The organism is Agaribacillus sp. DX54 (assembly GCF_056858335.1).
This window is the reverse complement of sequence record NZ_JBXEQE010000048.1, coordinates 21,788-35,891: the sequence shown is the minus strand read 5'-3', so window position 1 is coordinate 35,891 and position 14,104 is coordinate 21,788. Positions and strand designations below refer to the sequence as shown.

The following is a 14,104-nucleotide window of genomic DNA, read 5'->3' as shown; positions in this document are numbered from 1 at the left end:
AGTTGGATTAGCTTCGCCCGCCGTAGCCTTGGCGACGGCGGGCAAGGTTGAAGTTAGTTTTAAGTTGATTGTTTTCATTGTTCATAGCTGTTCTTAATGACCGGTTTTGTGTTTTGTTGACTGTTTTGATTACTTAATGGTCGAACCACGTTTGCTAAAACTTCAGAAGAATCGCCTAATTAAGCTAAAGCTTCGGCGGATTTACCTGGTTGCTCGTTGAATTACATTGGTGAAGGTAGAAGGTAGGAGTATTAAAGTCAATAGCATTTGAAAGATTTCGTAGGGTTTACACTTCGAAATAGTATTTAGAGGATATTTTCTTTAATTAAACAAAGAGAGGTTCACATATAATACCTCCTCACACCCACACTCACCCCCAAACTCACACTCAATTTATTGGCTCATAAGGAAAGCTTTAATGAAGTCGTTTAGGTCGCCATCGAGGACGTTTTGGACGTCAGTGCGTTCTAAGCCGGTGCGGGCGTCTTTGATGAGTTTGTAAGGGTGTAAGACGTAGTTCCGGATCTGTGAACCGAAATCGATTTTCATTTTGCTGCTTTCAATTTTGTCCCTCTCTGCGTTCCGCTTTTCGATTTCTAGCTGGTAAAGCTTGGATTTCAGCATTTTCAAAGCTTTTTCCTTGTTCTGTAGCTGCGATCTTTCCTGCTGGCATTCTATAATAATGCCGGAAGGGGCGTGACGTAGCCTGACGGCCGTTTCCACCTTATTTACATTTTGCCCGCCAGCACCACCTGACCGGAAGGTTTCCCAAGTAATATCGGCGGGGTTGACCGTAATTTCTATATTGTCATCCACCACAGGATACACATAAACGGAAGCGAAAGAGGTGTGTCGCCTACCCCCGGAGTCAAAAGGGGATATCCGTACCAGTCGATGGACGCCAATTTCGGATTTCAGGTTTCCATAGGCAAAATCGCCGCTGATCTCTAGAGTAGCAGATTTGATACCTGCCGTATCACCGGGCTGGTAGTTGACCTGTTTTACACCATAACTATTGCTTTCACCCCACATGATATACATACGATTGAGCATATCTGCCCAATCCTGACTTTCAGTGCCACCGGCCCCGGGATTGATTTCTATCATGGCGCTAAGCTGGTCTTCCTCATTGCTTAGCATTTTTTTGAACTCCAGTTCCTCCAGCGCCTCCAGGGACTGCTGATATTCCTCATCGATTTCTTCCTCCGTCGCCTCGCCCAGTTCATGAAATTCATGTAAAGTCTCCAGGTCCTCCATCTTGCCTTTGAGCAATTCAAAACTGTCTGTCCAGATTTTTTTGGACTTAATGTTTTTCAGAATCTTTTCGGCTTCTTTGGAATTGTCCCAGAAACTGGGTTGGGTGGTGAGATTTTCTTCTTCTTCTACTTCCTTTATTTTGTTATCATAGTCAAAGATACCTCCTTAAGGCCTCTATGCGCGCCTTCAAATCTTTTAACTGATCTGTCGTCATACTTAAAATTTGCGTTAATAAAATCCAAATATAAGCAGTCGCGACGAAAATATATATTTTAATCCTGGTAATTCTACTCCTGAAGTAAGTTTACGATGCTAAGCCGGTTCCTGCCCCGGACTTTAAAAGTTTTTTTTTCAGCTAAAATGAACAGGAGCCCCACTCCAATCATTATACTGCTTGTCCTTACCACTTTTCGATCGATGTTGAAAGGCTGATTCATGACCACCGTCCTGTTAAAATTATCGATTACAAAATAGCCGGCACCGGCGATTGGAAGTTTTTTTCCCAGGTCAACAAAAAGGGTAGAGCCTTGTCTATGGGCCCTGATATCAATTTCAGCAATTTCGGTAGTTTTGACGACAGCATTTTCGAAAAAAATCAGTTCTCCTGATAGATCTTTAATTTGCCGGGTGTAGAAGCGGTCTTCGCTGTGGAATCTTAACGTGATGTCGGAACCGGGGTAAATCCTGATTTTTTTCCTGCTGGCTCCTTTTTCCAGGAGCAGGTATTTGTGGCCCTGCGCGGAGGTTTGGTGGAGGTGGAAGGTGAGGGATAGGATCAGGAAGTACTTAATGTGTTTGGGCATGTATGTATAATGAAAAATCTGGCTTGGCGGTTGTCTATTTGTGTTATAATTGATTTAATAGGTTGTACGACTAAAAATAGAGTCTAGGTTTCAGGCTTTGACTGAAGCTGGAAATGAGTAATGTTTTTAATTTCGACCTTTCGGATGCAAGTCACAAACTTGTCTCATTTTTAAGCAAAAGTTTTTAACGGTTTGGGGGGGCGTACTACGTAAACAAGCATCAACAGGACATGGTTTTTGCTATATCCTGCATTTAGACACTTGTACTATATCTTGGTTCCGGATGCTTGCACCTGTTTGGTTTAGCTGTTGAGTCAGTTTGTTTTAGCTTTTTGTTTGCCAAGAGGAAATGTTGGGAGGTTGTTAAACCTTGTAAATCCAATTGAATTTGTCTTCAACTTTTCCCAGTTTGATGTCATCCAGGGCGGCCAGGATTTTGTTGGAAAGGATTCTACCTTCTACCGGAGGCAGTTGATAATCAACCCCTTCATGACCAATTTCGGCGATCTGGGCGATGGTGGCGGCGGTACCGGTGCCAAAAGCTTCCTGGACCGAGCCTGCCTTGAGGGCTTCGACCACTTCATCCACGGCAATTTTACGCTCCTCCACGGTGTAACCCCAATCCCTGGCAAGGGTTAAGGCACTGTCCCTGGTGACGCCTTTTAAAATGGTGTCGCCGGTAGGGGGGGTGATCAATTTGCCGTCAATGACAAACATCACGTTCATGGTGCCTGATTCCTCAATGTATTGGTGGGATTTGCCATCGGTCCAAACCAGTTGGTGATAACCCTTTTCCTGGGCCAGCATGGCAGGGAACAATGATGAAGCGTAATTACCACCGGTCTTTGCATAGCCGGTGCCTCCTTCAAAGGCCCTTGAAAATTTGGTTTCGATTTTCACGCTTACAGGCTGGCTGTAGTAGGCACCTACCGGACAGGTAAATATGATGAATTTATAGGTATCAGATGGCCTGATGCCGATATAATCATCAGAAGCAAAGATAAATGGTCTCACATAGAGTGAGGTACCGGGCCGGTCGGGAATCCATTGTGCATCCAGCCTTATCAGTTCAGTCAGTCCACCCATAAACAACTCCTCGGGCAATTCCGGGATACACATTCTTACAGCAGATTTATTCAGACGCACGAAGTTATCTAACGGTCGAAAAAGGATAGCTTCCCCTTTCATGTTTTTGTAGGCTTTCATACCTTCGAAAACCGACTGCCCGTAGTGGAGAATGGTATTGGCCGGTGATAAACTCAAAAACTTGTAAGGCCTGATTTCGAAATTTTTCCAAGCCCCGTTATCATATTCTGCGACAAACATGTGATCTGAGAAGACCCTTCCGAATGGAATATTGTCAAAATCCAGTTCACTAATTCTTGAGTTGGCAACCGGATGCGTATTAATATCTGATGTCTCAATCATAAAAAGAGAAGTTTAAAATGAAATGACTGAGGCTCAAAGATACGGAAAAAACGGATAATCGGCAAAGTGCGCCAATCAATAAAAGAACGGTGACAATTAAAGGTGGATTTCCTTCTTCTTTTTACCGTTTTTGTAAAATATTTCTTTCATCAGCTTTCCGTTATTGTCCCAGAACTGGCACTTTTCATTTTTAAGGCCATTTTTATAAATGGTCTTACATCTGCGTTGGCCGGAAGGATGCCATTCATTCCATTCACCGGTTTTAAGGCCTAAATGGTATATACCCTCCTGCGAAAGCTGGCCCGACTCATACCAGATTTTGTAAACCCCTTCATATTTGCCGCCAATATATTTGGATTCCTCTTTCTGGGTACCATCGGCGTGCCATGCTTGCCAAAGGCCTTCTTTTCTTCCTGCAATATAAACTCCCTTTTCCTTTGGCTGGCTATTTTCGTGGAAGGAGACAAATTTACCGTCTGACTTCCCCTGGGCATTGTATAATTCAATGCTTTTCACCTGACCGTTTTCGTGAAAATGCTTCCACTTGTTTATTTTGTGATTTTTTTCGTATAACCCGGTACTCTTTTGCTGACCATTCTCATAAAATTCCTCCCATTGACCACTCTTCAATTCCCTGGCTATCGTATATACCTTTTTCTTGAGGCCATTTTCATAGTAATCGATCCATCGGCCATCTTTGCCACCATTCAGGTATTTTCCTTCGGATTTCTTTTTCCCGTTGGCATAATAACTTACCCAATCGCCGTTGTCCGGAATAGATTCACTTTCAATTTTAAACTCATGGAAATAATTGCTGGGTACATACACTGTTGTGTTTTTTAACTGCCCGTTGGGGTACCAATAGGAGCATTCCCCAATCCTTTTGCCATTTTCATACGATTCCTGTGATTTAAGCTGTCCGTCTTTATACCAGATTTTCCAGATGCCTTCCTTGTACCCTTTACGGTTAAGCAGACCCTCACTTTTAATCTGCCCTCTTTTTTTATCCCAATAGGTAGTTTCCTTTTTTTGGGCAAAGGCTACTGGCAGCGAGCCCGCCATTAGTAGTACTAAAAAAATCTTCTTCATAGTTAAAAATCTATTTTTGCCCCGATGGAAACCAGGTGCTTGCCTGGTTCAAAGTCGGTGGCTATACCATTTTGATATATTAATCTGAAATTATCGAAGAGAAACCCTCCCCTTAGTATAGGGTACAGGTCGTTAACGCCGGAGGAGGTGCCGAAGTATTCGTAACCGATGCCGCCGGTCAATCCCAGTTTATGATTTGATGATTCGGTGGCGTAATTAAAGAGATTTATATTGGCCGTCCCACTAATCCGCCCGATGAAAAAATGGGTAATTGCTACATGGGGATTAAAATTCAAAGAAACGCCGGCTGTCTGGCCCAGTTCAAGCAGTCTTGTGCCAAATTCATATTGTAAGGTCAGTAAATAAGGAATGGGGATGATCTCTTCATCCGCATAAAAACCATACGCTACCCCTCCGAAATGCATATTTTGCCGGGTTAATTCGGCAATTTTAGCATCTTCGCCATGGTAACTGAACCTGAGACTATCCTGGCCCTGCACTTTTTGACAAAAGAGCAGGATTGATAATGCGAGTACTGTAAGGTCGTTTATTTTATTTTTCTTTCCCATGAACAAAAATAATTTGGCAATTAACCAAATTATTTTTTTAAATTATCATGAGGAAGGCAATTATCTTAAGCACGTTATTTTTTTGTGCAATTACAATCGTAAAAGGCCAGCACTATCAGATTACAGGCGTAAAACCCCTCCATTTCAGGGGAGTTGAATCAATTACCAACGGTGATAAGGCCGTAGGTTATTATACTTATTATTTAAGTGAAAAGCTAAAAAAGGGTATGGTCACGTTAAATCTAGACATCCTGGATTTGGATTTGAACCTGATCAAACAAACACCTGTAACGGTTACAAAAAGGTCGGTACTTATTGGCTCGGAGTACAATGGTAAGGATTTTCTGTTCATTTTTTCAGATCAGTCCAAGAAGTTGAACACCTTTATAACTATTGACAGTGATGGCAACATTATTAAAAAAGAAGACAGAAAGCACCGGAAATTTGCTACCGCCAATTCTATGAAGGTATTTCCCGGAACTGATGGTAACGGGTTTTATGTTACTTCTGCCGTAAAGGAGAAAAAATGGGGCTATTCGGTTGAAAAAATTGATCGCGACCTGCGCACAATGTGGGAAGAAACCGTTACCAGAAACAAGGGTTATGTGTCTATTGAAGCTGCAGAGGCCGGCAAAAACAAGCTTTTGCTGATTACCATTGAGAAGCCTAACGTCATGTCCAAGAAGGCACTGGGCAAACTGGTGAGCTTTGACGATAACACTGGTACAAAGCAATTTGAGTACGATTTATATGATGGAAGTATTACAGGAATTCCTTCTGCCTTCCTGGTGGAAGAAGGAGGAAATATTGTAACGGCAGGCATGTATTTTGAGGGTAGCAAGTGGCAGGAGATCAATTCTGACGGCATATTTTTCCTGAAATTATCACCCGAGGGCAAAAAACTGGCATACAACCATATAGACTGGGATAATGGTATCAAGAAGGCGCTGAAAGCCACATCAAGAAAGTTCAGCATCGGATCCAAACCCAAGGTTTTGTTCCACGAAATAGCCAAAACCGGAGACAGTTACCAGGTGATCGCGGAGACATTCCGGAAAACAGTAAAGGCCGGAACGTTGTTGGCCTCGGCCAGTGGATCAAACAGTGCCCCGATGGGATTTACCGTGATGGATTACATTATCTTCAATTATGATAACAACGGTAAACCGCTCGATATCAACAAAATTGAAAAACCATATAAATCCATTCTTGTCGAAGCCTCCATTGCCAGTGTCGGTGGCGTATCACTGGCTTACTATCTGAAGCGGTTTAATATGTTCACGTTTGAATATGTAACCACACTGCCTTCCGGCAAACAGGCCATTGTATACACCAACTGGGAAGGCGCGAAACTAGGCTCGGGTAAACCCTATGTAGGCATTTCAACCATTGCCATGGGAGAAGAGTCCGAGACCAAAAAAATACCGATGGCCAAAAAGTTAAAAATGGTGGTAGGAAATCCAAAAAACGCCAAAACCGGCGCATTGAGGGGCAAGTCAGGTCATACATGTATTTATGCCTATGACAAAAAGACCAAAACGGTAAACATTGGTTTGGAATCTATTTCATTTTAGATAAAAGCATAGTTTAAACCCTTGGGCGTTCATGCCTAAGGGTTTTGCATCCTGGGCCTCCAGGGTATTTCTTCAACATTTAAATCTTGCGCCATTTTTCTGGACAATACAAAAAGATAGTCCGATAGCCTGTTCAGGTATTTAATGACCAACTCCGCCACAAACTCATTTTGTCCCAGGTTAATAGCCAACCTTTCGGCTCTTCTGCACACACAGCGCGCTATATGACAAGCAGATACGGCAGTGTGGCCTCCTGGTAAAATAAAAAATCTCATTTCAGGAAGGTCTTCATTCATCAGATCAATTTGCTCTTCCAGCATGGTGATATCACTTTCAAGCAAGTCGGGAATTTTTACTTTGGATTTTTCAGGATCTGAAGCCAGTGAAGATCCGATGGTAAACAGCCGGTCCTGAATTTCACGCAGTATTTCTTTCCTGCTGCCATTTACCTCCTGGTCCCCGACCAGACCGATGTAAGAATTTAACTCATCTACAGTACCGTATGCTTCGATCCGGTCGTGTGACTTGGGAACTCTGGTACCACCCAGTAGCGCCGTAGTACCCTTATCGCCAGTTTTAGTATATATCTTCATGCCGTTATTAGCTGTCCAGTTTCAGCGATTTGACGTTCACAACATTGTGGTTGACCTCATCCGTTTCAATTAAACCGTCGCGCAGGCGAATGATGCGGTGGGCGTAGTGGGCGATATCGTCTTCGTGCGTCACCATGATAATGGTGTTGCCTTTGTCATGCAATTCCTGAAACAGATCCATAATGCTGTATGATGTTTTTGAGTCCAGGTTTCCGGTGGGCTCATCGGCCAGGATAATACTGGGGTCATTCACAAGTGCCCTGGCAATGGCCACCCTTTGCCTTTGCCCCCCGGACAATTCGTTGGGCTTGTGACTGGCCCTGTCGGCCAGGCCTACATTTTCCAGGGCTGCCATGGCCTTTTCTTCCCTTTCGTATTTGTTCAGCCCTGCATATACCAGGGGCAGTGCCACATTTTCGAGCGAACTGGCGCGGGGCAGAAGGTTAAAGGTTTGAAAAACAAAGCCGATTTCCTTGTTACGTATTTCTGCCAGTTCGTTTTCAGTCAGGTCACTTACATCATTATCATTTAATATGTAAGTTCCAGATGAGGGGGTATCCAGGCAGCCGATGATATTCATCAGGGTGGACTTGCCTGAGCCTGAAGGCCCCATAAAGGCTACATACTCGCCTTTATCGATGTTAATTGAAATGGAAACCAAGGCATTGATGGTTTCACTTCCCATTTTATAAACTCTTGAAATTTCCTTTGTTTCAATAATCCTGGTCATATATGCATCTTGTTTTGAGATTAACCTTCAATAGGACAAATTATTTTTATCCTAAAAAAATAAATTTTACTTTTTTCGCCAATTTGAATTACTCGAACGGAAAATTACCCGGATTTAAGGTTTGCCCTGCGGGTAATATCCGTAGCTTTCATTTTATGAAATCTTTGATCCGCAACCAAAAAACTGTAACATACAAACTCTTGACCTGTATTCTAAGACGAGTGGAAACAAAAAAGTATGATTTAAATTGACAATTGATAGTTGGCAATGGACAATTATTTTAAGGTACACACCTTTGTTACTGCAATCATGAAATCGTTGTATCCTTTCACCTGATAGCGCAAGGGTTGTGGGTTTTGCACAGTATAAGCATGTGCTTGTTTTTTTATTTTATAGGCCAAAACAACCCTTAACTTCGTACCTTTGTGCCTCCGTGTCTTTGTGGTGAAAAATGGTTAACCACAAAGATACCGAGACACCACGCATTTTGTCGAAAATGTTGTGCAACAGCCACGGGACGCCAGCGCGATACTTTTTAAGTCGTATCCTGGAACTCGCAACCCGTATCCTTTGCTCTTTCAAGACTTTACTATTTGTTTTTTGAGTGCCTTCATTTTTTGCTTTTTGAAAAGGCGGCCTCAACGGCCTTTTTTAATTCCTGGGCAGCGTTCTCAATGCGCAGACCCACTTCCTGGAATTTGTCTTTGTGCTCTTCCGTGAAATTTTTGACTTCGCCGTCGAATTTATCCCAGTTCCGTTTCAATTCCTCCATTCCTTCCTCAAATTTGTCGTCCAGGCCCTCGCTTTTGGTTTTGGCTTTTTCAATTAATTCATCAATTTTTTTCCCGAAATTGGTAAACAGTTTTTCGGCACTGCCTTGTTTTTGATCTTCCATTTTAAAAACTAAACTTTTTTGTGTTTAACTATTAGGACTCGATTACCCCTCAAAAAGTTTTATGAATTCAAATTTTTCTCCATCAAATAACCCTTTATCACTCAATTTGCAGGAAGGAATTACTAGCAATGCCATAAAAGAAAGTGTCATAAATGGTGAAATCAATGTGCTCCCCAGTTTTTTAGAAAACCGGTCGATAGCTGAATAGGCCCTGGCTACCTCATAACCATCGTGCGTCGACATTAACCCGGCTACGGGCAAGGGTACCACCATTTCCAGGCCTTGTCCCACCGCCGAAACGCCACCTCGTTGCTCAATGATTAAATTGACGGCTTTACACAGGCTTTGGTCATCTACCCCTACGGCGATGATGTTATGTGAATCATGTGCTACCGAAGAGGCAATTGCGCCTGATTTTAAACCAAAATTTTTGATAAAAGCAAAAGCCGGAGGGGCAGTATGATAGCGGTTAACCAGAACCAGTTTAAGCATATCTTCAGTAACGCTGGTCATAGCCAGACCATTTTCGTGGCGGCATTTCATTTTCAACCTGTTGGTGATCAACTGTCCGTCGAGGGCCTCAATAACATTTATTATCCTGTCTGCTGCCGGTAATTTAAATACCTCAATGCCCACCGGTTGTATAGAAAAATTGTTAATAACCTTGTTTTCAAGGGGATCTATCAGCGTTTTCCCATTTTCGGACACCAGTTTGCCATTGATGAAAGTTTTGGTGATGTTAAAAGCTTCAGGATGATCGATAACAATAAAGTCCGCCGGATCACCCAGGTTGAGCAGGCCTACCTCCAACCCGTAGTGCAGCACCGGATTAACGCAAGCCGCTTTCAGCACAGTGAACAAATCAATTCCCTTATCCAATGCTCTGATTACCAATTGGTTGATATGACCTTCCACCAGGTTGTCAGGGTGTTTGTCATCTGAGCAGAACATCATCTGATCCTCATAGTCAGTCAGCAGGTCAACCAGCGCTTCGAAATTTTTTGCCGCACTACCCTCTCTGATGATAATTTTCATGCCATGTGCCAGCTTGTCCAGTGCCTCTTCCCTGGTAAAGCATTCATGATCGGTAGATATGCCGGCATTGATGTAATCCCTGGCCATTTCACCTTTTAGCCCCGGGGCATGCCCATCGATTACCTTTTGATGCTTTCCGGCAATAGCCAGTTTTTCCATTACCCCGGGGTCCTGGTTGAGTACACCTGGCCAGTTCATCATTTCAGCTAAATATTTGACTTCTTTCCGGGACAATAACTGATCGATTTCGTTGGCAGTAATCGTTGCTCCGGCGGTTTCAAAAGTGGTGGCCGGTACGCAGGAAGGCGCGCCAAAGAAAAACTTGAAGTCTACCTGTTTGCCATTGTCAATCATATATTCCACCCCCTTTACCCCCATAACATTACCGATTTCGTGCGGATCTGACACGGTCGCTACCGTACCATGAACCACCGCCAGCCTGGCAAACTCAGCCGGTACTAACATAGAGCTTTCGATGTGAACGTGGGAGTCAATCAACCCGGGCAATATGTACTGATTTTCTACATCATCCACCTGTTCGATTTTGCTTATTTTTCCTGCTTCTATCACCAGCCTTCCCTTGTAAATATTTTTGGCCACCACATCGATGACATGGCCGGAAATGGTAAAGTTGCTTCCCATCGCAATTTTCTGCTAATAATTCAATAAATGAATGTACAATATTACTATGTTATTTATAGTTATGTTCTTACCTATGTGAATTTATTCAAACTATTAAGCAAAGAGCTTCAATAATCAGGTTATATTTGTAGTAACCAATAATAACAACAAATATTTTGAAAAAGAAAATAACCATCGTCTTATCCCTGGTAATTGTTCTATCATCGGTTTTTGCGGCATGCTCCGGTACCCAGCACAGGGGAAAACAAATTAAAAAAAACAAGCCCCTTCCGTGCCCCAAAAAGGATTGTTAAAGAATATAACCGAATATATTACTTCCCATACTAAAGCTATCGATATTATATTATATTTGCGAACGAATTAAAAGGGGAAGCACGCTTTCTCAATTGTTATTCGTTTCAGATCATTAATGAAAAAAATCGTGATAGCTGTAGATGGCTATTCTGCTTGTGGGAAAAGCTCTACCGCCAAGGAAGTGGCCTCCCGGTTAGGGTATGTTTACATAGATACAGGTGCCATGTACCGGGCTGTAACCCTATTTTTTCTCCAGAATTTCATCAACCTCACCAATCCAAAAGACGTAAAAAGTGCGTTGGATCAAGTCAATGTCAGTTTTATTCCGCACCCTGATACAGGTATTAATGAAGTTTATTTGAACGGACTCAATGTTGAAGAAGCGATCAGGGGCATGGAAGTGTCAGGAAAGGTCAGTGAGGTGAGCGCCATCCCGGAAGTAAGAAAGGCCATGGTGTACCTTCAAAGAAAATTGGGTAAAAATAAAGCGGTAGTTATGGACGGCAGAGATATCGGTACTTTTGTGTTTCCGGAGGCGGAGTTGAAGGTTTTTATGACGGCCGATTTTGATGTCCGGGCAGCGAGGCGGCAACAGGAGTTGCTGGAAAGGGGTGAAATGATCGGATTTGAGGAGGTCAAAAAAAATTTACAGCATCGCGATACCATTGACACCACCCGGAAGGAAAGTCCTTTGAAAAAAGCCGACAATGCGCATGTGATTGACACCACTCAATTGACGATGGAGGAGCAGATAGAACAGATTGTTCAACTGGCTAAAAATATTATTGATCAATAAATGGTAGTAAGATTATGGTTGTAGAAATAGATCGAAATTCAGGTTATTGTTTTGGCGTTGAATTCGCCATAAAAATGGCAGAGGATGAAATGCAGGAAAATGGACATTTGTATTGCCTCGGAGACATAGTGCATAATGATATGGAGGTGAAGCGGTTGTATGAAAAAGGCTTACGCATCATCGACCGTGACCAACTTCAGGACATTCACGATGCCAAAGTCCTGATCCGCGCCCATGGTGAACCTCCTGAAACCTATAAAACTGCCATGCAAAATAACCTGGAGCTGATAGATGCCTCCTGTCCTGTGGTGCTGAAGCTCCAAAACAGGGTCAAGCATACTTTTGATCAAATGCAAAAGGTGAATGGCCAGGTCGTCATCTATGGCAAAAAAGGACACGCAGAGGTCATCGGTATTACAGGACAAACCCGCGGTGAGGCCATTATCGTGACTACAGAAGAAGACCTTGACAAGATTGATTTTTCCCGCCCAGTGACCTTGTTCAGTCAAACCACCAAAAGTACCAAGGGTTTTTACCACATCAGACAACTCATTCAAGAAAAATTAGCCAGGGAAAAAGTGGATTTTACAGACGGTGATTTTGTCGCCAACGACAGCATTTGCCGACAGGTTTCAAACAGGGAGCCACACCTGACGAAATTTGCCAAAGAGTATGACATTATCATATTTGTCAGCGGCAAAAAAAGTTCGAACGGAAGGGCCTTATTTAATGTGTGTTTGGGCGAAAATAAAAGAAGCTATTTCATAGAAAGTGAAGAAGAATTGGCGTTAAGCTGGTTTGAGACCGGAGACTCTGTGGGTATCTGTGGGGCTACCAGCACGCCCATGTGGTTGATGGAAAGGGTGGCGGAGTATATTAGGTCTTTGGAACTCTACACAACACCCCGATAAACAAAGATTTCACCAAAAAAATCAAATGACATTTAAATCCCTATAATTAAATTTTTATTGTTTAAATTTTTATTAATTTTGCCACGTTTTAAACGTTTTGATTACTTATAACAACTTTTATGTCAAAGTTTGTAAAGCTTAAAAAGGGATTTGACATCAAACTAGCAGGGAAAGCTGAAAAACAGATCGCGGGAGTTGTCCAGCCTGATACATTTGCCGTAAAACCCACAGATTTTCAGGGTATTTTAAGACCGAAAGTTTTGGTTAAGGAGGGAGAGAATGTAAAGGCAGGAACCCCTGTACTGATTGATGGAAAAAACGATAAAATTAAGCACACAGCTCCGGTAAGCGGAGAAATAGTCGCGGTCAAAAGAGGTGATAAAAGGAAATTGCTGGAAATTGTCATTCTTTCCGACAGGGAAATCGAGTATGTGGAGTTTCCAACTTACACCATTTCCGACATTGTGAATCTCAAAAAAGAAGACTGTGTTGAACCCTTGATTTCCAGTGGTGTATGGCCTAACATTATTCAAAGGCCTTATGGTATCATTGCTGACCCCGACACATCACCAAAATCCATCTTTATCTCAGCATTCGATACGCATCCCCTGGCTCCGGATCAGGATTTTCTGCTAAAGGACCAGGACAAATTTTTTGAAGCGGGTATCGCGGTTCTGAGAAAATTTTCTCCTTCGATTCATCTCAATGTCAATGCCAACTCAGAGGTTTCAGGTTTATTCTCCCAGGTAAAAGATATTCAGATCAACAAATTTTCCGGCCCACATCCTGCGGGTAATGTGGGTGTTCAGATTCACCATATCGACCCGATCAGAAAAGGGGATATCGTGTGGACTGTGAGTCCGTTTGGAGTAGCGCAAATCGGTAAATTGTTTTTAGAAGGGAGATATGACGCTTCCCGTCTGATAGCCTTTACCGGATCAGAAATAAATTCTCCGAAATACTACCGGACTTACACAGGTGCAAATATCAGGAAATTTGTTGAAAACAATTTAAAGTCCGAACATGTTAGATATATCTCAGGGAATGTATTAACCGGGCAAAAGATAGAAAAGGATGGGCACATTGGCTTTTATGATAGTCAGGTTACGGTAATTCCGGAAGGGGACTACCATGAATTCTTCGGATGGATTTTGCCTGACGCAAAAAAGCTGAGCTTTCACAGGGCCTTTGGCTTGTTATCCTTTCTGATGCCTAAAAAAGATTTCGTGGTCGATACTAACACCCATGGAGAAGACAGGGCCTTTGTGCAAACCGGGGTGTTTGAACGGGTAATTCCAATGGATATTTTACCCATGTATTTAATCAAAGCAATTATGGCGGAAGACTTTGATGGCATGGAGGCACTGGGAATTTATGAAGTGATAGAAGAAGACCTGGCATTATGTGAGTTTGTGGATGTTTCAAAACATGATATCCAGGCGATTTTAAGAGAAGGAATAGATTTAATGCAATATAGCTAAGCGATAC

Annotated in this window: 13 protein-coding genes; 4 read left to right on the top strand and 9 right to left on the bottom strand. The window is 42.6% G+C overall.

Annotation, left to right across the window (positions count from 1 at the left end):
- Positions 1–393: 393 nt before the first annotated feature.
- The 5 genes from prfB to AC04NP_RS28635 all read right to left on the bottom strand — a co-directional run bounded on the left by prfB (position 394) and on the right by AC04NP_RS28635 (position 5,146).
- Positions 394–1,471 (bottom strand): peptide chain release factor 2 gene (gene prfB / locus AC04NP_RS28655; RefSeq protein WP_482863521.1). Its coding sequence is split into 2 segments (ribosomal slippage): positions 394–1,410 and positions 1,412–1,471, totalling 1,077 coding nucleotides; the frame shifts between segments, so codons are not numbered across the junction.
- A gap of 73 nt (positions 1,472–1,544) precedes the next feature.
- Positions 1,545–2,060 carry a hypothetical protein gene (locus AC04NP_RS28650; RefSeq protein ID WP_482863520.1) on the bottom strand — a complete coding sequence of 172 codons (516 nt, stop codon included), beginning with the start codon at positions 2,058–2,060 and terminating at the stop codon, positions 1,545–1,547.
- 363 nt (positions 2,061–2,423) lie between these two features.
- Complete coding sequence (locus AC04NP_RS28645) at positions 2,424–3,488, bottom strand: branched-chain amino acid aminotransferase (protein WP_482863519.1); 1,065 nt, start codon at positions 3,486–3,488, stop codon at positions 2,424–2,426.
- A gap of 96 nt (positions 3,489–3,584) precedes the next feature.
- Positions 3,585–4,577 carry a toxin-antitoxin system YwqK family antitoxin gene (locus AC04NP_RS28640; protein ID WP_482863518.1) on the bottom strand — a complete coding sequence of 331 codons (993 nt, stop codon included), beginning with the start codon at positions 4,575–4,577 and terminating at the stop codon, positions 3,585–3,587.
- 2 nt (positions 4,578–4,579) lie between these two features.
- The gene (locus AC04NP_RS28635) at positions 4,580–5,146 is read right to left on the bottom strand and encodes a hypothetical protein (protein WP_482863517.1); all 567 of its coding nucleotides are present in this window, start codon (positions 5,144–5,146) and stop codon (positions 4,580–4,582) included.
- Between the two features lie 47 nt (positions 5,147–5,193).
- Here AC04NP_RS28635 and AC04NP_RS28630 point away from each other — a divergent pair, with 47 nt between their 5' ends.
- On the top strand, positions 5,194–6,720 hold the full coding sequence (locus AC04NP_RS28630; RefSeq protein WP_482863516.1) for a DUF6770 family protein: 1,527 nt from the start codon (positions 5,194–5,196) through the stop codon (positions 6,718–6,720).
- A gap of 35 nt (positions 6,721–6,755) precedes the next feature.
- On the opposite strand, the gene AC04NP_RS28625 is transcribed toward AC04NP_RS28630, so the two are convergent.
- The 4 genes from AC04NP_RS28625 to ade all read right to left on the bottom strand — a co-directional run bounded on the left by AC04NP_RS28625 (position 6,756) and on the right by ade (position 10,615).
- The gene (locus tag AC04NP_RS28625) at positions 6,756–7,313 is read right to left on the bottom strand and encodes a cob(I)yrinic acid a,c-diamide adenosyltransferase (RefSeq protein WP_482863515.1); all 558 of its coding nucleotides are present in this window, start codon (positions 7,311–7,313) and stop codon (positions 6,756–6,758) included.
- Positions 7,314–7,320: 7 nt separating this feature from the next.
- On the bottom strand, positions 7,321–8,043 hold the full coding sequence (locus AC04NP_RS28620) for an ABC transporter ATP-binding protein (RefSeq protein ID WP_482863514.1): 723 nt from the start codon (positions 8,041–8,043) through the stop codon (positions 7,321–7,323).
- A 610-nt stretch (positions 8,044–8,653) separates the two neighbouring features.
- Positions 8,654–8,938: a hypothetical protein gene (locus AC04NP_RS28615; protein WP_482863513.1), complete on the bottom strand. Its 285-nt coding sequence runs from the start codon at positions 8,936–8,938 to the stop codon at positions 8,654–8,656.
- A gap of 42 nt (positions 8,939–8,980) precedes the next feature.
- Positions 8,981–10,615 carry an adenine deaminase gene (gene ade, locus AC04NP_RS28610; protein ID WP_482863512.1) on the bottom strand — a complete coding sequence of 545 codons (1,635 nt, stop codon included), beginning with the start codon at positions 10,613–10,615 and terminating at the stop codon, positions 8,981–8,983.
- Between the two features lie 409 nt (positions 10,616–11,024).
- On the opposite strand from ade, the gene cmk reads away from it, so the two are divergent.
- The 3 genes from cmk to AC04NP_RS28595 all read left to right on the top strand — a co-directional run bounded on the left by cmk (position 11,025) and on the right by AC04NP_RS28595 (position 14,097).
- Entirely contained in the window at positions 11,025–11,705 is a 681-nt protein-coding gene (cmk, locus tag AC04NP_RS28605; RefSeq protein ID WP_482863511.1) for a (d)CMP kinase, read from the top strand.
- Between the two features lie 14 nt (positions 11,706–11,719).
- Positions 11,720–12,616, top strand: coding sequence for a 4-hydroxy-3-methylbut-2-enyl diphosphate reductase (locus AC04NP_RS28600; protein ID WP_482863510.1), 897 nt, complete (start codon positions 11,720–11,722; stop codon positions 12,614–12,616).
- Between the two features lie 119 nt (positions 12,617–12,735).
- Positions 12,736–14,097, top strand: a complete 1,362-nt coding sequence (locus AC04NP_RS28595; RefSeq protein WP_482863509.1) for a Na(+)-translocating NADH-quinone reductase subunit A — start codon at positions 12,736–12,738, stop codon at positions 14,095–14,097.
- Positions 14,098–14,104: the final 7 nt, after the last annotated feature.